Raw genomic sequence first — 25,656 nt, 5'->3', positions numbered from 1 at the left:
TATTGGTTTTTAAGGTCGTGGATCAGTTCCAATTGAGAGGCCGTCGCAATGGGGTGGTGCAACGGTCTCTGGAGTCAAAGGGCTACTGACTGTTCTTGGAGCGCTTTTTCATCAGGGCTATGCCGGCGCCAATAAAGACTGCAGCGAGCACGAGTACCCAACCGACATTGGCACCCGTGGAAGCCAGCGAACCTTTGTGGGAGTTGGAGGAACCTCCGCCGGATCCGGAGCCAGGTCCAGAGCCCCCGTTCGTTGCGCCCTTAGCGGTAGTGGATTTGCTGGAGCCTTCTGACTTCCCAGCGCTATTGCCCTTGGCCGCCTTGGCGCCCGCATTTGATCCAGATGAGTTAGAGGCGTTGGACTTATCGGATCCCGGCTTAGTAGTGCCGGTGCTATTCGGGCCGTTATCCGGTTTGGTAGCACCTGGTTGCTTATTCTTCGAGGAGTCTGCGGGCTTGCCCTCTTCCTTATCGCCTTCTTCGGCAGCGCCTTTTCCGCCGGGCTGGGTGGTTGAATCACCCACGAGGAAGGTAACGGTGTGCCAGTCGGTGAGTTTGTCGCCGTTGTGGTTGACGGCACGCATGTCCATCTCATAGCGGCCTGGTTCTGTAAAAATCCAGTGCGCGTGGACATGGAAAGGCCCGTCCTCAACGCCCTTAATCGTATGGGTACCGTTGCTATCGGCCAAGGTTCGTTCCGGTGTATTCAGGGAGGCAGTGTGGCCGGCCCACCATTTTCCGTCCGTAGGTGCCGACTTGGGGCGAACCTCGATAGCAGCGTCACGGTAGTCTTGCCCGACCTTGATCGTGTCCCATCCCGGCCACACAGCATTGTGATCCTGTTGTAATGGCAGGTGGTAAATCGTCGAGCCAGTCTTTACCATTCCGGTAAAGGACAGGGTCTTAGCCAGAGAGTCAGCGACCGGCACGCGTTGCGTATCGTGAACGCGTAGCGCTACGTCTTCAGGCACGTTGTGGCGGTCGTCTTCGTTGACATAGAAGCCGAGCTTATTGTCCACAACCTTTGGCCCGAAGTCGATGTGGCCCTTGGTAATCTCGCGCTTCTGGGACGGTGTTGCGCTGGGAGCAGGTTCCGTTGTCTCTGGGTTTCGTTCTTTCGACGGCGCGGTGCTTTCCGTGCCGTTATCGGCGGAGCTTCCGGCATCGTTCTCGGTCGTGCCATCGGTACTGTCGTTGGATCCGCCTTCAGACGCATTGTCGTTTCCCTTAGTTGGTGGGGTAGCAGATGATGAATCCTCGCTAGCTACCTTGAAACGCAGAATGGCCTTTTTCGCGGTTTTGCCGTCTTTTTCGGCTACCGTGACACCAACTTCATACGTACCGGGCTTGTTGAATGCCCAGTTAAGGTGCATGTGGTCTGGGCCTTCGGTGGTATAGGAATGCGTACCATCGCTGCCGGCAAGGCGCTGGTCCAGGCCGGTTTGATCAGCCAGGTATGCCAACCATTCGCCGTCCTTCGGGGCTTTGACGGGGGTAAAGGTAAAGGTGTAATTCTTCTTGGTGTCCTGGTAGGCATCTTCGGTGCTTATCCCAGGCCACACCACGCCGGTGCGCTGTGTCTCTGGCAGGACGTAGGCAGCGCTGCCTTTCTTTCCAAAGTGGGGGATGTCTTTGTCCAAGGTGGTCTTGACCTGCTTGGGAACGCTGAAAAAGACATCGGATGGCTTACGCCAGATTGCACCAATGTGGTAGAGGTTCGTCTCGTCCTTGATGCCCAGGTGTAGCTCACCATCCTCGTGGATAGGGGCGATATCGACGTGACCCCGGTGCAGATTGAGCTCCTTGTTGGGGGCGTCCTTATCCTTCGGGCCCTGCGGTTTGGGCTTGGGGACACTGGGAACCGAAGGCTTTGGGGTCGTGGAAGGTGCCTCAGGGGAAGACTCTTCGGTTGGGGCGGAACCCTCTGACTCTTCTGCTTCTTCCGAGTCCTGCGGCTTCTCTGGTGCGTTGGAGTCTTCTGGCTTCTCCGATCCTTCTTGTTCCGGTGCATCCCCGGAAGCGGAAGCCTCCGGGAACGAGACGGTGGTCTCAGCTACCGGCTTATAAGCGTCTTTATGGGTATGGCTAAATAGCGTGGCGCCGCCGGCATTGGAGCGCGAATCAGGAACGATGCGTAGCATGAGCTGGTAGCCGGGCTGCTTACAGCCCTCGATGAGTTGCTTGCTCGTCCTTAGCCCCGGCCCAGAAGTAAAGCCGATTTCGCAATCTGCAACAGCGTTCTGCGGCAGGCTAGTCATCGGTTCGCCATTTACTTTGTAGAAGCCGCCGGTAACGCGCACCGTGGTACGGTCATCCTTGGGAGCTACGGTGATGTCGATATTACGGTCGTCCTCGCCGTACACTTTACTGGTGGAAACGGTGATATTTGGGCTCGTGATCTCAAGGGGATCGGTCTCAAACGGCTCTAACTCTTCCATCTCTGGGGTAGGAAGCTCGCCGCTTTTCGTTGTGTAAGCTTCCGCATCTTTACCGTCTTTTTCCCCGTCGGTGCTGGTCCAGAACTTTATGGGTTCGGATACCCAGCGTGGGCTTGGGGAATTATTGTCGGGAATGAAGATGGCTTGGAAGTTGGATTCTTCATCACCAATCATTTCATCCCACGAAGCCTTACCGCCTTCTACCTTGCGCTCGGCTAGATAGTGGCCGTTGATGGTGAATACGGCGCGGCCGGAGTCCTTGGCATTGCCGGTATCGAGGGAGAGCGTGGTGAGGATGCCTTCCTTCGCGCCCTTGGTATCAGCCGTGGAGGGCGCCATCTTAAACATAGGGGTGTTGGACTCGGAATCTTCGCCTGCGGAGCCTTCAGACTTGGCGTCGTTAAAGGCAGCTTCAAGGTCGGTAATCGTGCGCTCGGCGGGGTTGGTGCCGCCTACCTGCCATACCAGGGTTTGTGGCTCGGAGTGGATGAAGGTGCCATCCTTCTTTCGAGCCGAAGCGCGGTAGGTTACTTCGTAGTGGCCAGGACGGGTAAACGTCGTGGCGTTATGCGTATGCGTGCCTGCATTAACCCAGGTGGTACGGAATCCTGGGTCGTGAGAGGACCAGAGGCGGTTGAGGGGATAGTTCTCGTCGCTGTAGGTAAACAATTCCATGCGGCCGGGGCCCTTGAAATCAACGATTTCCATGTTGAAGGATTTATCGCGGAATTGATCGGTGGGAAGATCTGCGGCGGCACCGAACCCAGCCCAGATGGGCATGGTGTTTTTGGGAAAGCCGACCGCGGGGCCGCCGTAGTACATGAGCTGGTTTTTCTCGGCATTGAGAAACTCGAAGCGCGGGTCATCAGGAACGCGCCAGGCATAGGCCCCCAAGCCTCCATCGACGCGGCCGTGGCTGACCCAGTTGATCGTGTCCTCGATGGGGACTAGGCCCGCACTATTGGACATGAGTTTGAAGTTTCCGTCCTTCCACACCGCGTGCGGGGAATCCACGTGCGTTTGGGTGCGGACAAGGGGGGCTTCCTTAGCGAGGGCGAAGGGAGCGTAGAATAACGCGAGCGCCAAGGCCACGACTATGGTGGCAAGGCGGGTTAATGAGTTGGGCAAGGGCATAAGGTTCTCCCAAGGTTAAGTGCAGTGAACTTTTATACAGCTGGGGCGAATATTACACTGTTGCAAACAGTTATCGTTAACACTGTTGAAAAATAGTGAGCCTTTGCCCGAGAGCTGGGAAAGAAGATATAGAAATTTCCCACCTCCGGTTGCGGAAGCGGGGACGGTGTAAGGCTGAGGAAAAGGAGCGGATAAGCGAAAGGCGGGCGAGTGACCGCAGTGTTGCTGAGCAGTGAAGCTCTGTCGTCTGCGGTGCGGGTAGTTCCCTCGTGTCCCCATACGCTTGAGTCCCCGGCTAGGCCTTGTTTACCGGAGTCATAGAGATCGGTTGCGGTATAGATGAGCCAGTTCTGGGCAGAGTTTCCAGTGCGCACACATAGCTTGTCGCCGATGGTGGCCTTGTGCCCGTTAGTTGACCCATCGTAGAGATTATTGGAACCGGCAGGTACGGCGGCGCCGGTGTGCCCAGCGATAACGACGATATCTTAGGCATTTGTTCCGGGCAGGGAGTAGGGGCGGTCTGCGGCAGTATAAGTGCAGGCCTTGTCCATGGTGTCGGGGTCTATAGCGCCATCGACTACCCGGCATGCGCCCGCGGCAAATTGCGCATGGACGTCAATGGCAAGGATAAACATTTCTACACCTGCAGACGGTTCGATTACGGGAGCATTTTCTGCAGAAACTTCGTTAGTATCTAGTCCTTGAGGCGAGCTGATGCTGCGTTCGGGCGTATTGAGGCTGCGATCGATCGTGCTGATGATGGGAATCGTTGCAACGACCCTCTGAACTCAAGTTCTTCTTTACGGCCGGGCTCTTCCATAGAACCAGTAGGGCACCCAGGTGACGTCGTCTGAAGAAAGGCCCCAGTCTTTCACCGCGAGGCCCCGAACCTTCTTCGCCAAGTCCCCTTCGCCGGAAACCCACACGTAGCCTGGTGCCGGCGCACCGGCATAATCTGCTTTCAGCGCGGCAACAACAGATTCCGCTTCCTGGTGCGGCTCGGTGCGAATCACGCGAAGGCTGCGTACGCTCGCCTCCCACCTGGCCGCGAGCCCAGGCTCTACCTCGTCATCGCTAGTTACCACGGCCATAACGTCAGTACGGGCGAGCATCGCCGGGTCATGGCCCTCTTGGTGGGCGAGGATATGTCGCAGGGCCGGCAGTGCGGAGGCATCGGCGACCAATAGTTGTGGTGCTTCGGTTGGCTGCCACAGCTCGTTGCAGGTAAAGAACCCCGCTGTATCGCCGGGCTGCGCGTTCCGAATCCATCGCGAGCCGGGCCCGGAATCGCCGTGGGTCACCACGTCGACATCGACTGTGGCGTCCTCAGGGTGGAGCGCGCGAATGGTGTACCAGCGCAGATCGGGCCTAGTTTCTTCGCCTATAGCGGCAACGGCTGCCCGGATATTGACCCCGTCGACGGGGAAGGGTGAGAATTCTTGCCCGGCTTGCGGCATGACGAGGCCAAAGAATTCATCAGGGCCGACGAGCTGATACGTCCGGAAGACCTCGGCGTGAAACGTCAAACGGTGCAGGCGCGGGCGGATCTGTTTATTGGCGGCCAAGGTAACGGGAATCAGTTGGTGTTCAGGCATCGGCGACGATTGTAGGGAGGAGTTCATGCACCCAACATACTCCTGCAAAGCTAAGCCTTGCCTAGGCACTGGGCCGGCGTCTAAGATGAGCAACGTTATTTTCCTCCTTGATTGAAAGGGCTAGCCTCATGAAGATTTTTGGGCGCCGTACCATGGGTGTTGTGGCACTGCTGTCCGTCGGAGCCGTCGCATTAGCCGGTTGCTCGCGCGGTGAGGGCGATGAGAGCACGCAGTCCACCGATGCAGCCAGCGAGGAGCGGGTGGCTAGCCTGGGCTTGGGTGATGCCGATACGCTGCTCGCCCTGGGTATTACTCCCGTGACGGTGGCGCCGTGGGGCGCTGAGGGCGATGGCGATCCTTCCGGCGTTGGCCCGTGGGCAAAGAAGCTTCTGGGCGATGCAAAGCCGGAGGTCATCTACAACACCGCAACGGGCTTTACCGCGGAGACCTTTGAGCAGATCACCGCTGCAGACCCCACCAAGATCATTGCGGTGAACCAGGCAGTGGATGCGCGCACGAAGGAATCCTTGGAAGAGATCGCGCCGACCACCGTCAAGCCGGATGAGTATGAAGACTGGCAGGTTCCCTGGGAAGACCAGGTAGAGGCCATCGCGGACGCCGTTGACAAGGAAGACGAAGGCGATAAGCTTATCGCTGATACCGAGAAGGCCTTCGAGGAATTCCGCCGCGAGCACACCGAATTGCAGGGCAAGTCCGCGGCCATCGTCATGCCTTATGACGGCAAGATTGGCCTGTACACCGATGAGGACGGGCGCGGACAGTTCATCGAGGATCTAGGCATGGAGATCCCGGATGAGCTGCAGGGCGATGGCAGCAGCTTCTTCGTTGACATTGCCCCGGAAAACTACGCGAAGCTCAACCAGGTTGATCACCTCTTCGTCTTGGACTACAACGGCTCCGCGGATGTCTTGAAGAAGGATAAGACCTTCCAGGGCCTGGATATTGTCAAGGATGGGCGCGTGCGCTACCTGGACACGGATACCGGCAACGCCATGAGCATGCCGAACCCAGTGACCATTCCGTGGGCAATGGATAAGTTTGAAGAGAAGCTGTAATTGTCAGCAACCACGCAAGGCGGCCAGAAAATCCAGACGGGGTCCACAACGGAAAGCCACACAGCCACACCGGTGATGACGCGGGGAAAGGGTCGCAAGACGTTCCTCGTTGCCCTCATCCTCGCCAGCCTCGTGCTGGCGGTGGCGTCCTTGGTGCTAGGTTCGCGTTCGATTCCGCCCGATGAGGTCATCGCCGCGCTACGCGGAGCGGGGGAGCAGGATATCCGCGATATCGTGTGGAACCTGCGCATGCCGCGCACCTTCTTGGCCTATTTCGCCGGCGCGGCCCTTGCCGTCGCCGGTGTCTTGGCGCAATCGTGGACCAGGAACCCGCTAGCGGACCCCGGATTTATCGGCATTACCGCAGGCGCGTCGTGCTAAGAAGTCCATCGCGAACTTCAAGCTTCGTGAGCGCATGCCCATCGGCGCACGCGTTACCCTGCGCGGCGACCGTATGTGGGAGTTCCTGGACCGCCTGCTGACCATCGCGCTGCCACGTATTCGTGACTTCCGCGGTCTCTCTGATCAGCAGTTCGACGGCCATGTCAACTACACCTTCGGCCTGTCCGAGCAGTCTATGTTCTACGAGACCGACATTGACAAGATCGATCGTCCCCGTGGTATGGACATCACCGTCGTTACCACCGCTACCAACGACGAGGAGGGCCGCAAGCTCCTGCGCGAGCTCGGCTTCCCGTTCAAGTAAGCACTCGCTTACGGCCTTAAGCCCCAGCTTTCCGATGCCCCCTTTCGGGCACCGCAGGCTGGGGTTTTCGCATGCGTGGGGTACCATGTATGGGTCGATTTTGCTCCTCTTTCAAGGATTGTCTGCATGTCCCTCAATGAGTCCGTGGCCGCCGCGGTCACGAAGAAAACCGCTCTGCTTGACCAGTCGCCGTCGCGCTTTATCGTGCGCGCCATCCTGTGGCGTGTACCTGCTCATCGGCACGGCCTTTGCCTGCGCCGTGGCACAAGCGGTGGAAAAGAACTTCGAAGGCTTGGGCAGCGTCGCCTTCGCCTTCCTCTTCGGCCTCGGCCTGTTTGCCATCATCATCTTGGGCGCTGACCTTGCGACCGGCAACATGCTGTTCATGGTCTACGGAGCCGCCAATAAGCAGGTGACATGGGCAAAGGCATTCTGGCTCATTATCGTGACCACGGTGTTCAACCTCGTGGGTGCGGCGAACCTCGCCGTCGCGTTGGGGTCTCCGCGAAGTTCGGCAACCTGCCGGTCGATCACATCATCGTCACGCTCACCGACGCCAAGCTGGCGAAGGGGCCGGCGGGCATGCTCGTCGAGGGCATCCTGGCCAACTTCGTGGTCAACATGTCCATCGTGGGTGGCATCTTCGCCAAGGAGATCATCTCGAAGTTCATCGTCATCGTCCCGTTCATCGCGGCGTTCGTGGGCATGGGCCTCGAGCACGTCATCGCGAACTTCTGCCTAGTGTGCCTCACGTTCTTTGACGCGGGCGCGTTCCCGGAGCACTTCACGCTCGGCGCGGTGCTGACCAACTGGGTCATCGTTTGGGTGGGCAACGTCATTGGCGGCGGCTTCCTCATCGGCGGCGTGTACGCCTGGCTCAACAAGGGCCCGGAGGCATACCGCGACTAGGCTGCGGCGTAGTACGCGAGAAGGCCAACCCCGCACGAGCGGGGTTGGCCTTTACTTATCGCGCCGTCGATTCTGAAGAATGCAACGGGTTGTCCATGTCCCCGGCGTAGATGAGCGAGGACTCCTGGTCGCCCAGGTTTACCATCGATAGCGGGTTGCGCAACTGCAAGCGGTTGAGGCAGGAGTGCTTGAACTGCGACGCGAGCACCGGGAGTTTCTCTAGCGTGCCGGGGAAGCGGCGTTCGTAATCCAGCACGACTGCACGGCAGCTGAGCCAAAACTCGGTCTCAGTGAGCAATCCCTTCCGGTCGAAGAGCGCGGCGAGGTGGCGCAGCACGCCGTCGAGGACGTCGGTGTGGATAGATAGCGCGCGCTGGGCGCCGGTGAAGTCGCCGTGATCGACCTGCAGGCGCTCCAGTCCCGCAGGCACGTCCACGCGGGCGTCGACGACCGCGGCCTCTTCTCCTAGGTCCTTGAAGAACGCGCCGACGGGCGCGCCGTTGTCGAGCTCGAGGATCACGTTCTCGCTGTGCGGCATGAACACGATTCCGTACTGGGCGAGCGCGTGGAGGACTGGGACAAGGTACACGTCGAGCAGCCGGCGCAGCCATTCTTGCGGCGGCAGACCCGATTGTGCGATCCACTCGGCGGCGAGTGACTCGCCTGCCGGGTCGACGTAGAGGCAGCCCGCCAGAGTCACGGCCACGCTCGTGGCGGATAGCTGCGGCATGGGCGAGTCGCGCCACAGCGCGGAGAGCATTTTCTCACGCTCGCTTGTTGAGCCCGCGGGCAGCGGGTGGCGGTGGTAGGTGTCGCCGCGGTAGCCCACGGCGACGATTTCTTTGAGCAGACGCACGTTGCGGGCCTGGAATTCCGGATCGACATTGAGCTGTTGGGCTAACCAATCGTTGATGGCGGGCGTGGTTTCCATGTACGCCGGCGAGAGCCCGCGGACGAACCCCATGTTGCGAATGCCCACGGCCGTCTTGACATACGGCAGCGCCGGGCGCGAGTGGTTGAAGAACGTCCGCAGCGACTGCTGGGGACGGAATAGGTCGCTGCTGGTGCCGATGTACACCAGATCCCGGGAAATGAGCTGGTCAAAAAAGATCGTGGAGATGCAATTGTCCCACTGCCACGGGTGCAGCGGCAGCGGCACATAGTCATCCGGTGCGCAGCCCAATTCTGCGAGCGCCTGTTCATAGCGCGGACCGAGGTCCCCGAGCTGCTCGGCGAAGAACCCGGCTAGGTCCGCGACGTCTTCTGATGCCGCCACCACGCAGTGCTCCCGCTTGGCGGCGAGCCACACGATGTGTATGTCGGCTCCCGCCTCCGGCGCGTAGGCGCGCAGCTCGGTAAGGCTCATCCCGCCGCGCCCCGAATTCGCGAGGAACCCGGGGTGCCCCTCATACATTGCTGACTCAGCGGTCACGAGATAGTCCGCCTGGGCATTCGCACGCTCCTGGGCGCTGGCGGCGAGCTGCGGTGCGCGCAAGCTTTGCGCGGCGGGGCGCGTCGCGAGGGCGCGGGCACGGCCGACGAGGGTCGCCTGAATCTCCTCGATGTAGGTGTGCAGGAACCCCGGTTGTATGCCCAGCTGTTCTGCGGCCCCGGCGATGAGCTCGGCCAGGTGCAGCGGGGCGGCATCGGCAGCTTCGATGCTTTCGGGGACGACTTCGAGATGCGCCAGCCCGTACTGGTGGGCCGAAAAGCTCAGCTCCCGCGGCCCAAAGTGGACCGACCATCGTTCGGAGTCCGGGTGAAAGCTTGGCGTCAGCAGTCTTTCATGGCTAAATTCGCGGATGGCCTTGGCGATGAGCTGGCGCTCAGCGGTCTCGGCCGCGCACAGCGCATTCGCCACCGGCGACAGCGAGGCGCGCGCGGCAGCCGCTGAGGAATAGAAGTCTGAGGCGGTACAACGCTGCACCCGTGCCGTCTTCGTGTGCCCGCCTTGGAGCAGGCGGATCTCGTTAAGTCCCGGAACATCGAGGAAGCCGGCCTCGGCGTTCTTGCGGTGAATCGCGCCATTGGCTACGTCGGGCTCCACGAGGAGTTCGCGGAAACCCCGGCAATCGATGAGCCAGCGGATGACCGCGGCGAAAAGGCTACTGGTTAGCCCAGAAACGTGGGCACCGGCCGGCGGGGCGACGAGGAAGTGCAGTCCGCGTAGTGGCTCTTCCAGCGTCAACTCCCTGATACCAGCAGCCTCCGAGCTAGCAGCCTCGGCCAACACCGAGTCCAGCACCACGCGGCGCGGGTCGTAGTCCTCGACGATGCCCATCGGTCTGTGCGGGGCGGCAGGGTGCGGGTGCAGCTCGAGGATCCAGGCTTCTTCGTGCGGGGAGGCGCGGAGCCGGTCGTATTCGACGGCGACGTCGTTGACGCTGGCCTGTTGCATACCCCAGAATGCGCAGTGAGGATCGGTGAGCCACCCGTGGACAAGCTCGGTGTCGGCGGGGGTGAGCGGGCGAAGGCGCACCGTGCCGTGGGGAGTGAAGATGTCGTCACGTTCGGTATTGAGCATTACTGACCCCCGAAGGTCTGGAAGGCGACGGAACGCTCGATGGGATAGTACTCGCGGCCGGTGATGGCCTTGAGAATAATGGAGTTCCTCCACGGTCCCATCCCGAGGTCGGGCGCGATGAGCGAATGAAGGTGTTCCTCGGCGTTTTGGACGAAGAGCGACTGGGCGGCGTCGATGGCGAATCCGGGATCGATGGCCAGGCGCCCGGCCGTGTCGAACTGGACTTCTTCGCGTGCGGTCTCCAGGAAGCTGGGGAAGAGCGGGGCCTTGTAGCCGGTGGCGAGCACCAGCGCGTTTGTCGCGTGCGTGCGGGTTTCGCCGGTCTCGCCGTGGGTCAACGTCAGCTGGAACGGGGCGGACGCGTCTGTGTCGCACAGTGCCGCGCTCCAGCCGGCCAGGAGCGTCGAGGCGAATGGGCGCGGCAGGCCCTTCGTGATGGACAACCGGTAGTAGGTGTCGTAGATGTGATTGACGAGCTGGCCGGAGATTCCCTTGTAAAGATTGCGCTGCTCGCGGTTGAGCCGGTCGCGCGTCGCGGCGTCCAGGCCGCGGAAGAACTGCGCGTACTCGGGGCTAGTCATCTCGAGGGTGAGCTTGGTGTATTCCATGGGGAAGAAGCGCCCCGAGCGGGTGACCCAGTCCAGCCGCGTGCCCCGGTACGCGGCAGGTTCCATGAGATCGGCGTAAATCTCGGCCGCGGACTGCCCCGACCCGATGAGGGTGACGGACTCCTGGGCGAGCAACTCCTTCTTGTGCTCAAGATAGTCCGCCGAGTGCACGGCGAGCCCGGCTTCCGGCGCAGCCCGCAGCTCGCCGGGGATAAACGGCGTGGTGCCCACTCCGACCACGACGTTGCGGCTGAGCACCGTGCAGGTGCCCCGCGGCCCGTTGACGGTGACCTCCCACAGATCGTCGACGCGGCGCACCGACGTCACCGTGGAGTTCCACTCGAGCGTGCTCAGCTGCTGGGAGACCCAGGCGCAGTAATCGGAGTATTCCTCGCGCAGCGGGTTGAAATCCTCCTTGATGTAGAACTGGTGGATGCGCCCTTGCTGCTTGCAGTAGTTGAGGAAACTGTACGGGCTCGTGGGATCGGCGAGGGTGACCAGATCGGCCATGAACGGAACCTGGATCGTCGTCCCAGGAATCATCATCCCGGGGTGCCAGCAAAATTCCGCGCGCGAATCGAAGAACGCCGCGCGCAGCACGCCGCCGTCAACCAGCGGCTGGCTCAGCGCCGCCAAGCCCAGGTTGAACGGCCCGATCCCGATGCCCACCAGATCATAGGGCTTAATGCTAGATTCGGCATCAGCGACGGCGGCAGTGCGGGCGGTGGTGGAAGAAGACATGACAAACTCCTGTTTTAAGTTTCTGTGGGTCGTGGTCTAGCGCGCGGGTTGTACCGCGAGAACGCTGGGGCTCGGTTGAGCGTTGGCTTGGTCGACGGCGTTCATCTCGCGCTCGATGAGCCCGAGGATCGCGTCGATATCTGTGCCACGCAGCTGCGGATCGAGAATGGTGAACTTCCAGCACGGCGCGCCTTCGAAGGTGGTGGTCGCGATAATTACGTCGCCCCGCTCGAGCAAGCGCTGGCGGACGATCTGGACGAGGCTGGCGGGGGCATCGGCAGGCGTAAACAGCACCGTGGAAAGCTCCGGTGTGGCGCGCAGTGCAAAGCGTGGATGGGCGTCGACGCGCCGGGCGGCATCGCGGGCCGCGGCGCAGCAGGCGTCGAAGGCCTCCCCGAGGGCGTCGGCGCCGTGGGTGCGCAGCGTCATCCAGAGCTTGAGCGCGTCGAAGCGACGCGTGGTTTGGAGCGAGAAGTCCGCGAGATTGTGGTCGGTGGCGTCTTCGGGGTTGAGGTAGTCCGCGTGCCACGACACGAGGGCGCAGTCAGCGGGATCGCGCAAGAGAATCGCGCTGCAGGCCACCGGCTGGAAGTAGCCCTTGTGGAAGTCGACGGTGACGCTATCGGCTGCGTCGATGCCGCGCAGACGGTGTCGACGCGTGGGCGAGAGCAGCAGGATACCCCCGTACGCGGCGTCGACATGCAAGTGCACCCCAGCGTGGAGGCAGACCTTGGCGATGGTCTCTAGCGGATCGATGGTGCCGCGGTCGGTTGCCCCAGCGGTGGCCACGACGGCCATCGGCGTGTAGCCGTCCGCCACGTCGGCCGCGATGCGCCGGGCGAGATCAGCCGGGTCGAGTCGGTGTGCGGCATCCGAGTCGATAGTGATGACGGCGGTATCCGCAAGCCCAAGGAGGTGGGCAGCGCGCAGCACGGAGTAGTGGGCGTGGCTGCTGGTGTAGAGGCGCAACTGGGAAAGTCCCTGCACGCCCTGGGCGCCCAGCGCCTTTTCGCGCGCAATATAGAGCGCCTGCAGGTTGGATTGCGTACCACCGGAGGTAAAGACCCCGCGGGTGCGGGAATGCGGGTCTTGCGGCCAGCGCAGCTTGCGCGCGAAGAACTCGAGGAGGTGGCCTTCGATTGCGGCGGCACTCGAGGCCTGATCCCAGCTTTCGACCGCGGTGTTAACTGTGGTGGCGAGCAGGTCCGCGCCCACGGCGGTGGCGGTGATCGGACAGTTGAGGTGGGCGATGTAGCGCGGGTGGTGGTACCACACGGCGTGGTCGAGCCAGAGTTCGCGAAGCTCAGCCAACGCGGCGTCAAATGTACCAATTGGGTGCTCGAGGTCAACGCGTGTGACGGCCGCTGCTGTCTCATGGGCGTTGCGACCGGAGCGTGGCGCGTCGCCCTCGGCGAGATACTGCGTGAGGGTGTGCTGGCTGTGGTGGATGATTGTGTTTAATGCAGTCGGATCGGCTCCTACGAAGGAATCGACGAACGGGGCCGGTCTCTCCTGACGAATTTTGTGCATGTTAGGAGACGCTAACATAAGTTAGGCTACGGTAAAAGTATCTAATGAAAAGTGGTGCTGCGCGCGGGCATGCTGCTGTTATCCGTGGTCACGGCGGGATGTGTTTGCTGCACCGGCTCGGGGAAGGGTGTGAAAGCGCTGGTCTGATGCGCAGTGCGCGGGGTCGACAGCCGAGGTCTCGGGCGTAGCAGGAGTGGCACAGGGGTGAGTGCAAAGAATGGGCGTGCGGTGCATTTTCTACGGGTTAGTTGCGGGCGCAGGGCGGGGCGAGGTCGGGGTGTAAAAACGCGTCTTTCGCTCCGGGCAAGGCTGAGGCGGGATAAATTAATTCTTGTAGACCTTTTGTGTGGCGGTGGCCATACAGCAAACCGTGTGGCCGCGAGCCAAGAGGCTTAGGCTAGAAAACATGAAGACAGCATTGCTTGTAGGTGGCGGCCTGATCGGTTTCTCGTTTGCCCAGCGCTTCGTCGACGCGGGGTGGCAGGTGCGCATGACGGACGTGCGCGCAGAACTCGCCGACGCGGCCACAGGCCCGTTCGAGTCCAACCGCTTGGGCGGCGGCCCCGAGGGCATCAAGTCGATTATCGAACATATCGCGGGAGCTTGGGACACCGAGCTTGTCGCCGGAGTGCCCGACATGTCGCATCTCGACGAGGTGTACGCGCAAGTCGATGCCGCCTACGGCAACGACGCCGAGACCTTCGAGTCCGGCACCCGCCGCCGCAATGCGCTGCTGCGCGGGTTCCTCGACGTGCGCGCTGCACACTAGCGCTTACTCGGCGCGGAGTTATTCGGGGCGCAGGATGCGCTGGGCGACCTCGACATCAGGGTTCGCCGTGCGCAGGGCGTCGAGGATGTCATCGGCCGCCAGGCGCAAATCGTCGTCCGTGAGCGGATCCAGAGCCTCGAGGATATAGAGCACGCTGGTGATCTCCGGCGTGGGCTGGACTCGGTGCTCGGGCCGGAAGCGCCGCGCGGCACTACCCGCGGCATCGCGCACGGTAGCGGTTCCTACCTCGATGCGCACTGGGCCCTCGAAGCCATCGAGGGCAAACGTCGTGATCGGCAGCTCGAAACGGCGGGCGACGGCGTTGCCGAGGGCAACCACGGGGGCATCGGAAGGCTGGGCGCCCAGCTCAAAAGCGCGGGATCGAGCCCGGCGTTCTGCCACGCCGTGCGCCACGCGGCGACATGGGGCTGGAACGCTGACGGGGCGGCGGGGGTGTCGGCAGCCGGGGAAGTGACGTTGCGTGCGGTGATGAGCAGCGCGCGGTAGTCGGGGCGCGGGGTGTCCAGCTCGACGTTGACGAGGAAATCGATAAGGCTCATTTCAGGTCTCCCGAGTAGAGGTTGAAGCGGTCGCCGCGTGCGAAGCCGACGAGCGCCATGCCGGTTTTGCGGGCAGTGTCCACGGCGAGCGAGGAGGCTGCCGATGCCGCCACGAGCTGGCCGAAGCCCGCCATCGCAGCCTTCTGCACGAGCTCGAAGCTGGCGCGCGAGCTCATCACGAGGATGAGATCGCTGGCCGGAAGCAAGCCCTCCATGAGCAGGTGGCCGATGACCTTGTCCGCGGCGTTGTGGCGGCCGACGTCTTCGCGGATGACTACCGGTTCGCCCGCGAGGGTAAACGCGCCGGCAGCGTGGATTCCGCCGGTTTTGCGGAATTCCTTCTGGGCGGCCCGTAGCTTCTCTGGCAACTGGACTACCAGCTGTGGATCTACAGGGATCTGCGGGATGGGGTAGCGCGACTGCTTTGTCAGCGCCGCAATGGATGATGTACCGCATACGCCGCAGGCAGACGTCGTCGTAGTCAGGCGGAGATCGCTCAAACTCAGCGGCGTATTCTTCACCAGATCTAGGTCCAGTAGGTTATAGGTATTCATGCCTTGGGCGGTGGCACCTGAACAGTAGCGGGCTGTGGTGACATCGGAAAGCGCAGCGATATGCCCCTCGGAGTGGAGGAACCCGTGTGCCAGCTCGATATCGTGGCCTGGGGTGCGCATGGTGGTGGTGATGGTCTGTCCGCCCACGCGAATCTCAAGCGGTTCCTCGCCAGCAACGGTATCGGCGCGGGTATCAACCTGCGCGTGTTCACCCAGGCGGACCTTAGTGACAGCAAAGGTAGCATTCTTGCGGCTGGCCATTATTTCAACGCTTCCTCGTGTGGTTCGAGTTTTAATAGTTGCGCGGCTTCTTCACGCCACTGGTGGGCGGTGCGGATCGAACCATCGTTATCGGTACTCATCTAACTATTCCTCAATCATGTGGCGCTGTATTCGACAATAATGAATGTCGGGGTTCTATTTGGAAAACCGCAGGATATACCGTAGGATATTTCGGCGTGCCTGCGGTTCACCCGGTATGCACGCAAAGTTTATTGTATTTGCGTGTTGAACTGGCAAAACGCAGAGCCGAAAAAGAATTGAACATCAACTTTGTTGTAGGCCCCTCGCCGGCTACAGCGGACCGTTGTCTGAATCAAAGGGTGGCGAGCGCCTTGCGGTATTGACCGTGAGGAGCGTGAGTAGCCCGAAATCACACGGAAAACGCTTTGGTGAGCACGGGAACCGCAACGAGAAAGGTACACGGTCACTCATATGACTATGACTGATCCTATTGCCGACATGCTGTCGCGCGTGCGTAACGCAAGTAACGCACACCACGACGTCGTGTCGATGCCTACCTCCAAGTTGAAGGCAAACATTGCTGACATCTTGAAGCAGGAAGGCTACATCGCTGACTACACCGTTGAGGGCCACACTCTGTCCCTCGAGCTGAAGTACAACAACCGCGAGCGTTCCCTGTCTGGTCTGCGTCGCGTGTCTAAGCCGGGTCTGCGTGTGTATGCAAAGTCCACCGAACTGCCACAGGTCTTGGGCGGCCTGGGCGTGGCTATCATTTCCACGTCCCACGGTGTGCTGACTGACCGTCAGGCTGAGGAGAAGGGCGTAGGCGGAGAAGTTCTCGCCTACGTCTGGTAAAGGGAGGTTTGACACATGTCTCGAGTCGGTCTAGCACCGATCGCCGTACCAAACGGCGTCGAAATCAACATCAACGGCCAAGACGTTGAGGTCAAGGGTCCTAAGGGTACCCAGAGCGTAAACGTTCCGGATCCGATCACCATCAACGTGGAAGACGGCATCTTGACCGTTTCCCGCCCTGATGATCACCGCAAGCACCGTGCACTGCACGGCCTGTCCCGCTCGCTGCTCAACAGCGCCGTCATCGGCGTGACCGAGGGCTTCACCACCAAGATGGAAATCTTTGGTGTCGGCTACCGTGTGCAGCAAAAGGGCCAGGACCTGGAATTCAGCCTGGGCTATTCCCACCCGATCCTCATCAAGGCTCCGGAGGGAATCACCTTCGCAGTGGACGGCAACACCAAGCTGTCCATTACCGGTATTGACAAGCAACTAGTCGGACAGATCGCCGCTAATATCCGTCGCCTGCGTAAGGACGATCCTTATAAGGGCAAGGGTATTCGCTACGAAGGCGAGCAGATCCGTCGCAAGGTCGGAAAGACGGGTAAGTAAGCAATGGCAAACACTGAAAACACGAAGCGCACTCCAGTCGGCAAGGACATTTCTTCTCGTCGTCGCGAAGCACGCGCACGCCGCCACTTCCGTATCCGTAAGACCCTGCGTGGCACCCCTGAGTCCCCGCGCTTGGTCCTTCACCGCTCTTCGCGCCACATGCACGTCCAGGTCATCGATGACCTGGCAGGCCACACCCTGGCTTCCGCATCCTCCATGGAAGCGGACATCCGTGCACTCGAGGGCGATAAGAAGGCAAAGGCTGCCAAGGTGGGCGAACTGATTGCTGAGCGCGCCAAGGCCGCTGGCATTGAGCAGGTCGTCTTTGACCGCGCAGGCTACAAGTACCACGGCCGCGTCGCTGCGCTGGCAGACGCCGCACGTGAAGGTGGTCTGAAGTTCTAATGATCATCGTCAACGGAAACATCAACGGAAGGATCGCGTAATGTCGGACCGTGAACAGCGTGACGGCGGACGCTCCGCCGAGAACAACAAGAACAACCGCGGCGGCAACGGCCGTCGCAACGATCGTCGTAACCAGCAGGACAACGAGCGCGATAAGTACATCGAGCGCGTTGTGACCATCAACCGCGTCTCCAAGACCGTTAAGGGTGGCCGCAACATGTCCTTCACCGCTCTCGTCGTCGTTGGTGACGGCCAGGGCCAGGTAGGCGTTGGCTACGGCAAGGCTAAGGAAGTTCCGGCTGCAATCCAGAAGGGTGCAGAAGAGGCTCGCAAGAACTTCTTCCGCGTACCTATGGTTGCCGGCACCATCACCCACCCGGTAGAGGGTCGCGACGCAGCGGGCATCGTCATGATGAAGCCTGCCGCTCCTGGTACTGGTGTCATCGCCGGCGGTGCTGCTCGTCCGGTGCTCGAATGCGCTGGCGTGCAGGACATTCTGTCGAAGTCCCTGGGCTCCGACAATGCACTCAACGTCGTCCGCGCTACCGTGGACGGCCTCAAGCAGCTGGTCCGCCCCGAAGAGGTTGCCGCACGCCGTGGCAAGTCCATCGAAGAGGTCACCCCGGCCCGTATGCTGCGCAAGCGCGCAGGTCAGGAGGCATAAACAATGGCTCTGAAGATTACACAGGTAAAGGGACTGGTGGGCACCAAGCCGAACCACCGCAAGAACATTGAGGCCCTGGGCCTCAAGCGCATCGGTCAGTCCGTTGTTAAGCAGGACACTCCGATCATTCGCGGCATGGTTCACAAGGTTCGCCACCTGGTCACCGTCGAAGAAGTGGCAGGGGAGTAAACCATGGCTGATATCATCAAGCTGCACGACCTGCGCCCAACCGCAGGAGCAAATAAGCCCAAGACCCGCGTCGGCCGCGGTGAGGCATCCAAGGGTAAGACCGCTGGTCGCGGTACCAAGGGTACCGGCGCTCGTAAGCAGGTTCCCGCTGCTTTCGAGGGTGGACAGATGCCCATCCACATGCGTCTGCCTAAGCTCAAGGGATTCAAGAACCCGAACCACGTTGAGTACCAGGTTGTTAACGTGGCTGACTTGGCTGAGAAGTTTGCCGAAGGCGGCGACATCACCGTCGCTGACATCGCTGCTGCTGGCCTCGTCCGCGCTAACCAGCCGGTCAAGGTTCTGGGCAGCGGCGACATCAACGTTAAGTTGAACGTCACCGCAGACAAGTTCTCCAAGTCCGCTGTAGAAAAGATTGAGGCTGCTGGCGGTTCCGCCAACACCAAGTAATCTGGACTAGAGAATAGCTACACCCCCTTTCCTCGCACCTAGCGTGCGGGGCGAGGGGGTGTAGTCGATCTCTGCCGCTGTCATCTCCGCCGGATAACGCGAAGACCGCGCAGGTAGCCCAGACCAATTAGTTGCCTGCGCGCGCCGTGGAATCAGCTCGAGATCGTATTCAAGATATAGAAGAAGGGTGGAACGCTCGTGAAAGCGTTCCACCCTTCAGTGATTGTGGGACCGTCTTAAGCCTCGTCCACGGTCTTTTCAAAGAGTCCGGGGAAGCGGTCGTCCGGGTCCGTTACCGCCTTGATGGCATCCGGGAGCTTTCCGCCATAGAGCTCTTCGAACCTCTCGCGGGAGTAGAAGGCCTCGGAATACAGCGACTTGTGGCCGCCCAAGTCATTGACCTTTTCTTCAATGACACGGTTGAATGCGCCATTGCCCGGGGCACTGGGATCGACGTGATCGCCATCCACGCCGGACCAGAAGCCAACGTTGACCCACGTCTTTCCGGGACGCAGCGGATAAAGCGGCCAGGGGTCCTTGGCCTCGGCGGCAATATCGCCGGTGCCCACGAGCTCGCCCACGACATCGCGCAGGCGGATGGGGCACAGCCACACAGGCTGGATATCGGAGGCTTGGAAGAACCAGTGGAGAAACTCCGGAAGGTTTTCCGGGGTGACCTCAATATCTTGCACGACGCGCTCAGCGCGCGGCTTGCCGTGCGGCTTTTTGATGAAGTTGTACTCCAACTCGTACTTGCGGTCCAAACGCACTAGCTTCCAATAGAAGGAGCTGCGGCGCAGCTCGCGCGGCCATACCTTGCGGACCTTGGGGTTTTGGGCGCCAAACGCGCGTGAGCACCAGAACCAGTCAGTATCCCAGCGCCAGATATAGTCGCGGATGGCAAGACGGTCGCGCCGCATGCCTTGGGCGTGCTGCAGGCTGCGGTAGTAGATCTTATCCCGCGTGTAATCGGAGGTAGGGCCCTCCTCATCGGTAAAGCGGGCAAAGACGAGGTAAGCCTCGTCCTCAGAAAAGACCACGCCGTCTAGCCCATCGACGGTCTCACCCTCGTGGGTGTGGTGAACGGAGACATCGGCAAGCACGCGGCTCGCCTCTTCTACCGAGTGGAAGCGCTGCTCGCGCAGCTCCACGTAGGGAGGCACGGGCTCGAGCTCAATCTTGAGGCGTACCGCGTAGCCCAAAGAACCATAGGAATTGGGAAAGAGGCGGAAGAGATCGACGTTCTCCTCGCGCGAGCAGGTAAGGATCTCGCCGGTGCCGGTGAGGATATCCATCTCGATGACGGACTCGTGCGGTAGACCGTTGCGGAAGCTGGTGGACTCCACGCCCATGCCGGTCACAGCGCCACCTAGGGTGATGGTCTTCAGCTGCGGCACTACAAACGGCATGAGGCCGTGCGCCAGGGTGGCATCGACCAAATCCTCGTAGGTACACATACCCTGCACATCGGCGGTGCGGGCGAGGGGATCGATTTCGATGACCCCGCCCAATCCGGAGACATCGAGGCCTACCTGATTCTCGCTGCGGCCGCGGAAGAGGTTAGAGGTCTTCTTGGCCAGGCGCACGCGCTTGCCAGCGGGAACCTCGCGGAAGCTGCGTAGCAGGGTGTCTACGCCTGCGCGGTGGGCATGCCAGCCCACGGGCTCGATGCGCACGGCGTCGACTGGGCGTGGTTGCAGGGCAGAAACGCGCTCGCGCAATTGGTCCAAAAGGGTCATAGTGGGCTCCTTTTAAAAGCGGCTGTCTTCCCACCACCGGCGCTCAGGCACGCCGGCGCGGGAGCCGGCCTCACCGAGCTTGATGCCCAAGAAGTGGTAGAGGTTAATGATATTGCGTTCGAAGCCCCACTCCGAGCCGGCCATGTAGATGCCGTAGAGGCGAGCGGTGGGCAGGCCGACCAGATCGCAGGCCTCCTCCCAGTTTTCCTTCAAGTTCTCGCACCATTCGTGCAGGGTGCGCATGTAATCAAAGCGCAGGGACTCGGTGTGGAAGACCTCGAAGCCATTGTCCTGCATGGCCTTGGTGACGTTGCCAGAGCCGGTGAGCTCGCCATCGGGGAAGATGTAGCGGTCAATGAACCCGCCCTTGGGCGTCTTGTGGTTATCCGGGTAGGTGATGTTGTGGTTCAACATCAGCCCGCCGACCTTGAGCTTGCTGTACATGAACTTGAAGAAGTCATCGTAGTTCTGCACGCCGATGTGCTCGATGATGCCGATGGCGGAGATGGCATCGAAGCCTTCTTCTTTGACATCGCGGTAGTCCATGAAGCGGATCTCGGCCAGATCCTGCATGCCTTCTTCTTCGATCTTCTTTTGGCCCCATTCGGCCTGCTCTTGCGACAAGGTCACGCCGATGGATTTCACGCCGCGGCGTGCAGCGTAGCGCACCATGCCGCCCCAGCCACAGCCCACATCCAGGTGGGTGTCACCTTCCTTTAGGCGCAGCTTGTCAAAGATGAGCCGGTACTTGTTTTCCTGCGCTTCCTCCAAAGTGGCATCCGGGGTGGGGAAGTAGGCGCAGGTATAAGTCATGGAATCGCCCAAGAAGAGCTCGTAGAAGTCATTGCCCACGTCGTAGTGATCAGAAATGACGTCGGCATCGCGCTCCTTGGAGTGCTTAGACAGGCCATCGTGGAGCTTACGGCGCAGCCAAGAGGCGCGCTCTACCTCAGGCACCGGCTGGATGTGGAAGGCGCCCATGGAAGCCAGCGAACGAATCACGCGCGCCATATCCTTAGCACTGGGCTTTTCGAACTTGTCATACATGGCGTGCAGGGCATTGAAGACGCCGTACGGGTGGGCAGGGTGCTCACCTTCTACAGAGATGCCATCAGTGACATAAGCGCGGGCGAATCCGACATCGCCTGGGTGGGTGGCGATATAAGCAAGTCCGCCAAGGCTATTGATGGTGACCTTGTACTCGGCATCGGCAGGGCCGGTGGCCGAGCCATCAAAAGCCTCCCAGCGGAAGGGGTTGGGACTAGGGATGAAGACGTCGATGATCTCAGCAACGGTCATCGGCGTGAATTTTTTGCTCATTCAGACTTCTTTCGCAATGTTGGGTTCACACCAATAACGACCTTGGTGTTTAGGGATCGCAAGGCCGAAATGTTACGGGTAGAAAATTGCGCAGGGCAATAATTAACATGGTAAACCCCCAGTGGAATAAGCGCGAAAGAATGGGCAATCATTGTCACATAATGCGGGTTAGATGTGGCGCGCAGATATTTGGCTGGTAGGATTATGGGGTCAAAAGTGTTCCACCGTTCCTTTGGGACTCCTTGTCTTTACTTCTTAACGCCAAGTGAGAAAGATGTGGAGCCCTACGGGAGCCATAGAGTGTCCACCTCCGTGTGTTGCTGCGTTAGGAATCCATAGATTCGCGCGTGACAGCGGTAGGCCAGGAGGATTTTGTAGTGTCCGCCATTTTGCAGGCTTTTAAGGATGCCGACCTACGCAAGAAGATCGTCTTCACCATCGTGATGATCATTGCGTACCGCATCGGTGCACAGATCCCGTCGCCGGGTGTAGATTACGCGTCAATTGCAGGACGCCTGCGTCAGCTGACAGAAGAATCCGGAGACCTGTACTCCGTGATTAACCTGTTTTCTGGTGGCGCCTTATTGCAGCTGTCGATCTTCGCCATCGGCATCATGCCCTACATTACGGCTTCCATCATCGTGCAGCTGCTGACCGTGGTCATCCCGCGCTTTGAGCAGCTAAAGAAGGAAGGCCAGTCTGGGCAGGCGAAAATGACCCAGTACACCCGCTACCTCACGCTCGCCTTGGCGCTGCTGCAATCCTCCGGCATCGTCGCATTGGCGGATCGCGAGCAGCTCTTGGGCCAGGGCGTGCCGGTCTTGGCGGAAGACCGCAACTTCTTCACCCTGATCCTGCTTGTGGTGACGATGACCTCCGGCGCCGTCCTCGTGATGTGGATGGGCGAGCTGATTACGGAAAAGGGCATTGGCAACGGCATGTCCCTGCTCATTTTCGCCGGTATTGCGACACGCCTGCCTACCGATGGCATGAACATCCTGCAAAACAACGGCGGTATGGTATTCGCCATGGTGCTGGCCGGTCTCATTGTTCTGGTCGTCGGCATTACCTTCATCGAGCAGGGCCAGCGCCGCATACCGGTGCAATACGCCAAGCGCATGGTGGGCCGGCGCCAGTACGGTGGTTCTTCTACCTACCTGCCGCTCAAGGTCAACCAGGCCGGCGTTATCCCGGTCATCTTCGCCTCCTCGCTTATCTATATGCCGGTGCTGATTACGCAGATCGTAAACTCCAGCTCCGTACACACCCCGGATAACTGGTGGCAGCGCAATGTCATCGCGCACCTGCAGGCGCCGTCGTCCTGGCAGTACATCGTCTTGTACTTCCTGCTGACCATCTTCTTCGCGTACTTCTACGTCTCGGTGCAGTACGACCCCGCCGAGCAAGCCGATAACATGAAGAAGTACGGTGGCTTCATCCCAGGAATCCGCCCGGGCCGCCCCACCGCGGAGTACCTCGGCTTTGTCATGAACCGCCTGCTGAGCGTCGGTGCCCTGTACTTGGCGTTGATCGCCATCCTGCCGAATATCCTGCTGGACCTTGGCGTTGGTCACTCTTCTGCCAACGGCACCTCCGCCTTTGGCGGTACGGCCATCTTGATTATGGTCTCCGTGGCCTTGACCACGGTCAAGCAAATTGAATCCCAACTTCTCCAATCCAACTACGAAGGACTACTGAAATAATGCGTCTTGTACTTCTCGGCCCTCCCGGTGCTGGCAAAGGCACCCAAGCGGCAATCCTGAGCGAAAAGCTCGGCGTCCCGCACATCTCCACCGGCGATCTCTTCCGTGCCAATATCGGCGATGGAACTCCTCTCGGTATTGAGGCGAAGTCCTATATTGATGCCGGCAAGCTCGTGCCTACCGATGTCACCGCGCGCATGGTGGAAGAGCGCCTCAGCCAAGACGACGCCAAGAACGGCTTCCTCTTGGACGGTTTCCCGCGCACTACCGAGCAGGCAGACATCTTGGAAGAGCTGTTGTCCAAGAAGGGTGAAAAGCTCGATGGCGTATTGAACTTCGAGGTTTCTGAAGACGTCGTTGTTGAGCGCATGATGGCCCGCGGCCGCGCCGATGATAACGAGGAAACCATCCGCACCCGTCTTGGCGTCTACCGCGATGAGACCTTCCCGCTCATCGAGCACTACGGCGATGCCATCATCCCCATTAAAGCAGAAGGCTCCGTCGAAGAGATCAACGCCCGCGCCATGGAAGCGCTGGGCAAGTAATGGCTTTTCGGCGCCGCACCAAGCGCATCCCCGCCCGCACCGCAGGCGAGCTGGATGCCATGCAGGCGGCTGGCGAGATCGTCGGCAAGGCGCTGCAGGCAGTTCGCGCCGCCGCGGCGCCGGGAGTGAGCACGCTGGAGCTCGATGCGGTGGCGGAACAGACCATCCGCGAAGCCGGTGCCATCCCTACCTTTAAGGGCTACGAGGGCTTTCCGGGCTCGATTTGTTCCTCCGTTAATGATGTCATCGTGCACGGGATTCCAGATGCGAAGACCGTGCTTGCCGATGGCGACCTCCTCTCCATCGACTGCGGTGCCACGCTCGATGGGTGGGTAGGAGATAGCGCGTGGTCCTTTCCCATCGGTGAACCGAAACCAGACGTTGCGGCGTTGAACGCGGCGACCGAGTGGGTGCTCATGGAAGGACTGCAAGCGATGGTCCCGGGCAACCGCCTCACGGATGTTTCCCACGCCTTGGAGCAGGCAACCTACCGCGCCGAAGAAAAGTTTGGCGTGTCCCTCTATATCGTGGACGGTTATGGCGGCCATGGAATTGGCCGGACCATGCACGAAGAACCCTATTTGGAAAATGAGGGAAAGCCTGGCCGCGGGCCCCTCATTCAGGAAGGCTCTGTGCTAGCCATCGAACCCATGCTCACCTTGGGCACCGTCGATAGTGCGGTGCTGGAAGATGATTGGACGGTGGTCACGCTGGATGGCTCGACTGCCGCCCATTGGGAGCATACGGTAGCCGCGACGGCGGACGGCCCCCGCATTCTCACTAGGCGCTCCTGATAAACATTCCTAGAAATCGCCTCTTAAACTAGGCGATAATCCCCTGAAAGGTTTATACTCACCACTATGTCTAAATTCAGCCTCCGCAAGTTAAGTGCCACCGTTGCTGCACCAGCAGTGGCTGGTGTCATGGCATTGAGCACCATTGCCGGCGCCCCGGCAGCTTCTGCTCAGCAACTCCCTAATCTTGATCAGCTCACCGCGCATGCCCAGCAGCAGGTTGATAACTTCCAGGGCCAGACCCGTGACCAGGCATGGCAGACCCGCACTGACATCCTGGACCAGGCTGAGAAGTACGCCCCAGAATTGGCGCCGAATGTGCAGTCCGCAGTGGACAGCGCACTGGAGTTCCTTTTCCCGGGCCTCGTAGCGCAGAAGAACGAGGAAGCACGCCAAGCTCGCGAGGATGCTGAGCGTGCACACGCACAGCAGATTGCGGAAGAAAAGGCGAAGGCTGAAGAAGCGGCACGCCGTGCGGAGGAGCAGCGCCGCGCCAACGAATTCGACCGCGGCTCCTGCCCAGCAGACGCCAAGATCTGCGTCGACCTTGATGGACGCCGCACCTGGCTGCAGGAAGGCGGCGATGTTTCCTACATTTCCCCATCCATGTCCGCTGGCATGGTGGGCGAGGAAACCCCGCGCGGTACCTTCCACGTCAACCGCAAGGTGAAGGACGAAATCTCCCGCGAGTTCAACAACGCGCCGATGCCTTACTCCATCTACTTCACCAACAACGGCCACGCTTTCCACTTGGACAACACCAATGTTGACTCCAACGGTTGCGTCCACCTGCCGTACGATGCAGCGGTTCGCTACTGGAACGACGTCCAGATTGGTGACAAGGTTTACATCTACTAATTCGGTATAGTTCACCGCGTGAGTGCACCCCGCCCTCGTGCTTAGTTCCGAAAGCTGGAACCGAGTACGAGGGTATTTTTAGTATTCTGCTGCAGGTTGGGAAATTAGGAAAGTGCGTGCGGTTTGGAAATCGTGTCGCTGCAGCGTATGCTGGTTTGACGGTGTATGGCGCCAGTAGGTCTGGTTGGCTTGCACC

At 60.4% G+C, this 25,656-nt stretch carries 22 protein-coding genes and 3 pseudogenes; 15 read left to right on the top strand and 10 right to left on the bottom strand.

Annotated elements, in window-relative coordinates; translation table 11 throughout:
* Window positions 1-82: 82 nt before the first annotated feature.
* From ABRP64_RS03590 to ABRP64_RS03580, 3 genes are all read right to left on the bottom strand, one after another.
* The gene (locus tag ABRP64_RS03590; protein WP_349865454.1) at window positions 83-3,571 is read right to left on the bottom strand and encodes a choice-of-anchor M domain-containing protein; all 3,489 of its coding nucleotides are present in this window, start codon (window positions 3,569-3,571) and stop codon (window positions 83-85) included.
* Window positions 3,572-4,056: 485 nt separating this feature from the next.
* Window positions 4,057-4,206 (bottom strand): hypothetical protein, encoded by a 150-nt coding sequence (locus tag ABRP64_RS03585; protein WP_284771294.1) that lies wholly within the window; start codon window positions 4,204-4,206, stop codon window positions 4,057-4,059.
* 165 nt (window positions 4,207-4,371) lie between these two features.
* Window positions 4,372-5,166, bottom strand: a complete 795-nt coding sequence (locus ABRP64_RS03580; protein ID WP_349865453.1) for a siderophore-interacting protein — start codon at window positions 5,164-5,166, stop codon at window positions 4,372-4,374.
* A gap of 128 nt (window positions 5,167-5,294) precedes the next feature.
* Between ABRP64_RS03580 and ABRP64_RS03575 the strand changes: the two genes are divergently transcribed.
* The 4 genes and pseudogenes from ABRP64_RS03575 (at window position 5,295) to ABRP64_RS03560 (ending at window position 7,857) form a co-directional block, all read left to right on the top strand.
* On the top strand, window positions 5,295-6,242 hold the full coding sequence (locus ABRP64_RS03575; protein ID WP_349865451.1) for an ABC transporter substrate-binding protein: 948 nt from the start codon (window positions 5,295-5,297) through the stop codon (window positions 6,240-6,242).
* Window positions 6,243-6,617: pseudogene (locus ABRP64_RS03570) on the top strand (iron chelate uptake ABC transporter family permease subunit); the annotation flags it as partial. It abuts the gene before it with no gap.
* Window positions 6,604-6,948 (top strand): annotated as a pseudogene (gene rplE / locus ABRP64_RS03565) (50S ribosomal protein L5); the annotation flags it as partial. The pseudogenes ABRP64_RS03570 and rplE, both read left to right, overlap by 14 nt.
* A 126-nt stretch (window positions 6,949-7,074) precedes the next feature.
* Window positions 7,075-7,857 (top strand): annotated as a pseudogene (locus ABRP64_RS03560) (formate/nitrite transporter family protein).
* A gap of 55 nt (window positions 7,858-7,912) precedes the next feature.
* Here ABRP64_RS03560 and ABRP64_RS03555 read toward each other — a convergent pair.
* Genes ABRP64_RS03555 through ABRP64_RS03545 form a run of 3 tightly spaced genes read right to left on the bottom strand, consistent with a single transcriptional unit; the run spans window position 7,913 to window position 13,260 of the window.
* Window positions 7,913-10,381, bottom strand: coding sequence for a GNAT family N-acetyltransferase (locus ABRP64_RS03555; protein ID WP_349865450.1), 2,469 nt, complete (start codon window positions 10,379-10,381; stop codon window positions 7,913-7,915).
* On the bottom strand, window positions 10,381-11,730 hold the full coding sequence (locus ABRP64_RS03550) for a lysine N(6)-hydroxylase/L-ornithine N(5)-oxygenase family protein (RefSeq protein ID WP_284770196.1): 1,350 nt from the start codon (window positions 11,728-11,730) through the stop codon (window positions 10,381-10,383). Before ABRP64_RS03550 ends, ABRP64_RS03555 begins: the two co-directional genes overlap by 1 nt.
* 36 nt (window positions 11,731-11,766) lie before the next feature.
* The gene (locus ABRP64_RS03545) at window positions 11,767-13,260 is read right to left on the bottom strand and encodes a pyridoxal phosphate-dependent decarboxylase family protein (RefSeq protein WP_349865448.1); all 1,494 of its coding nucleotides are present in this window, start codon (window positions 13,258-13,260) and stop codon (window positions 11,767-11,769) included.
* 406 nt (window positions 13,261-13,666) lie between these two features.
* Between ABRP64_RS03545 and ABRP64_RS03540 the strand changes: the two genes are divergently transcribed.
* Window positions 13,667-14,029, top strand: a complete 363-nt coding sequence (locus ABRP64_RS03540; RefSeq protein WP_284849838.1) for a hypothetical protein — start codon at window positions 13,667-13,669, stop codon at window positions 14,027-14,029.
* 18 nt (window positions 14,030-14,047) lie between these two features.
* On the opposite strand, the gene ABRP64_RS03535 is transcribed toward ABRP64_RS03540, so the two are convergent.
* Window positions 14,048-14,431, bottom strand: a complete 384-nt coding sequence (locus tag ABRP64_RS03535) for a hypothetical protein (RefSeq protein WP_284849839.1) — start codon at window positions 14,429-14,431, stop codon at window positions 14,048-14,050.
* A gap of 154 nt (window positions 14,432-14,585) precedes the next feature.
* Window positions 14,586-15,404, bottom strand: a complete 819-nt coding sequence (gene fdhD, locus ABRP64_RS03530; RefSeq protein WP_349865446.1) for a formate dehydrogenase accessory sulfurtransferase FdhD — start codon at window positions 15,402-15,404, stop codon at window positions 14,586-14,588.
* Window positions 15,405-15,857: 453 nt separating this feature from the next.
* On the opposite strand from fdhD, the gene rpsH reads away from it, so the two are divergent.
* Genes rpsH through rplO form a run of 6 tightly spaced genes read left to right on the top strand, consistent with a single transcriptional unit; the run spans window position 15,858 to window position 18,501 of the window.
* Window positions 15,858-16,241 carry a 30S ribosomal protein S8 gene (gene rpsH / locus ABRP64_RS03525; protein ID WP_005276990.1) on the top strand — a complete coding sequence of 128 codons (384 nt, stop codon included), beginning with the start codon at window positions 15,858-15,860 and terminating at the stop codon, window positions 16,239-16,241.
* 15 nt (window positions 16,242-16,256) lie between these two features.
* The gene (gene rplF, locus ABRP64_RS03520) at window positions 16,257-16,793 is read left to right on the top strand and encodes a 50S ribosomal protein L6 (RefSeq protein WP_284849840.1); all 537 of its coding nucleotides are present in this window, start codon (window positions 16,257-16,259) and stop codon (window positions 16,791-16,793) included.
* 3 nt (window positions 16,794-16,796) lie between these two features.
* Window positions 16,797-17,198: a 50S ribosomal protein L18 gene (gene rplR, locus ABRP64_RS03515; protein ID WP_023016753.1), complete on the top strand. Its 402-nt coding sequence runs from the start codon at window positions 16,797-16,799 to the stop codon at window positions 17,196-17,198.
* A gap of 40 nt (window positions 17,199-17,238) precedes the next feature.
* A complete protein-coding gene (gene rpsE / locus ABRP64_RS03510; RefSeq protein WP_005276995.1) occupies window positions 17,239-17,862 on the top strand; it encodes a 30S ribosomal protein S5 in 624 nt (207 codons plus the stop codon).
* A gap of 3 nt (window positions 17,863-17,865) precedes the next feature.
* On the top strand, window positions 17,866-18,051 hold the full coding sequence (gene rpmD, locus ABRP64_RS03505) for a 50S ribosomal protein L30 (RefSeq protein WP_005276997.1): 186 nt from the start codon (window positions 17,866-17,868) through the stop codon (window positions 18,049-18,051).
* Between the two features lie 3 nt (window positions 18,052-18,054).
* Window positions 18,055-18,501 (top strand): 50S ribosomal protein L15, encoded by a 447-nt coding sequence (gene rplO / locus ABRP64_RS03500; protein WP_284770192.1) that lies wholly within the window; start codon window positions 18,055-18,057, stop codon window positions 18,499-18,501.
* 236 nt (window positions 18,502-18,737) lie between these two features.
* On the opposite strand, the gene ABRP64_RS03495 is transcribed toward rplO, so the two are convergent.
* Window positions 18,738-20,240 carry an FAD-binding oxidoreductase gene (locus ABRP64_RS03495; protein ID WP_284770191.1) on the bottom strand — a complete coding sequence of 501 codons (1,503 nt, stop codon included), beginning with the start codon at window positions 20,238-20,240 and terminating at the stop codon, window positions 18,738-18,740.
* A 12-nt stretch (window positions 20,241-20,252) separates the two neighbouring features.
* Entirely contained in the window at window positions 20,253-21,560 is a 1,308-nt protein-coding gene (locus ABRP64_RS03490; RefSeq protein WP_284770190.1) for a class I SAM-dependent methyltransferase, read from the bottom strand.
* 377 nt (window positions 21,561-21,937) lie between these two features.
* Here ABRP64_RS03490 and secY point away from each other — a divergent pair, with 377 nt between their 5' ends.
* The 4 genes from secY to ABRP64_RS03470 all read left to right on the top strand — a co-directional run bounded on the left by secY (window position 21,938) and on the right by ABRP64_RS03470 (window position 25,460).
* On the top strand, window positions 21,938-23,263 hold the full coding sequence (secY, locus tag ABRP64_RS03485; protein ID WP_284770189.1) for a preprotein translocase subunit SecY: 1,326 nt from the start codon (window positions 21,938-21,940) through the stop codon (window positions 23,261-23,263).
* Window positions 23,263-23,808 carry an adenylate kinase gene (locus ABRP64_RS03480; protein ID WP_284770188.1) on the top strand — a complete coding sequence of 182 codons (546 nt, stop codon included), beginning with the start codon at window positions 23,263-23,265 and terminating at the stop codon, window positions 23,806-23,808. The genes secY and ABRP64_RS03480 overlap by 1 nt, the downstream gene beginning before the upstream one ends.
* Window positions 23,808-24,602: a type I methionyl aminopeptidase gene (gene map / locus ABRP64_RS03475; protein ID WP_284770187.1), complete on the top strand. Its 795-nt coding sequence runs from the start codon at window positions 23,808-23,810 to the stop codon at window positions 24,600-24,602. The genes ABRP64_RS03480 and map overlap by 1 nt, the downstream gene beginning before the upstream one ends.
* Before the next feature lie 66 nt (window positions 24,603-24,668).
* Entirely contained in the window at window positions 24,669-25,460 is a 792-nt protein-coding gene (locus ABRP64_RS03470; protein ID WP_284770186.1) for a L,D-transpeptidase, read from the top strand.
* The last annotated feature ends 196 nt before the right edge of the window (window positions 25,461-25,656 follow it).

It is taken from the genome of Corynebacterium sp. KPL4015 (assembly GCF_040225725.1).
Taxonomy (GTDB): Bacteria; Actinomycetota; Actinomycetes; order Mycobacteriales; family Mycobacteriaceae; genus Corynebacterium; species Corynebacterium rhinophilum.
Note: the sequence above shows the minus strand (reverse complement) of the source record. Positions and strands in the feature narration are given on the sequence as shown.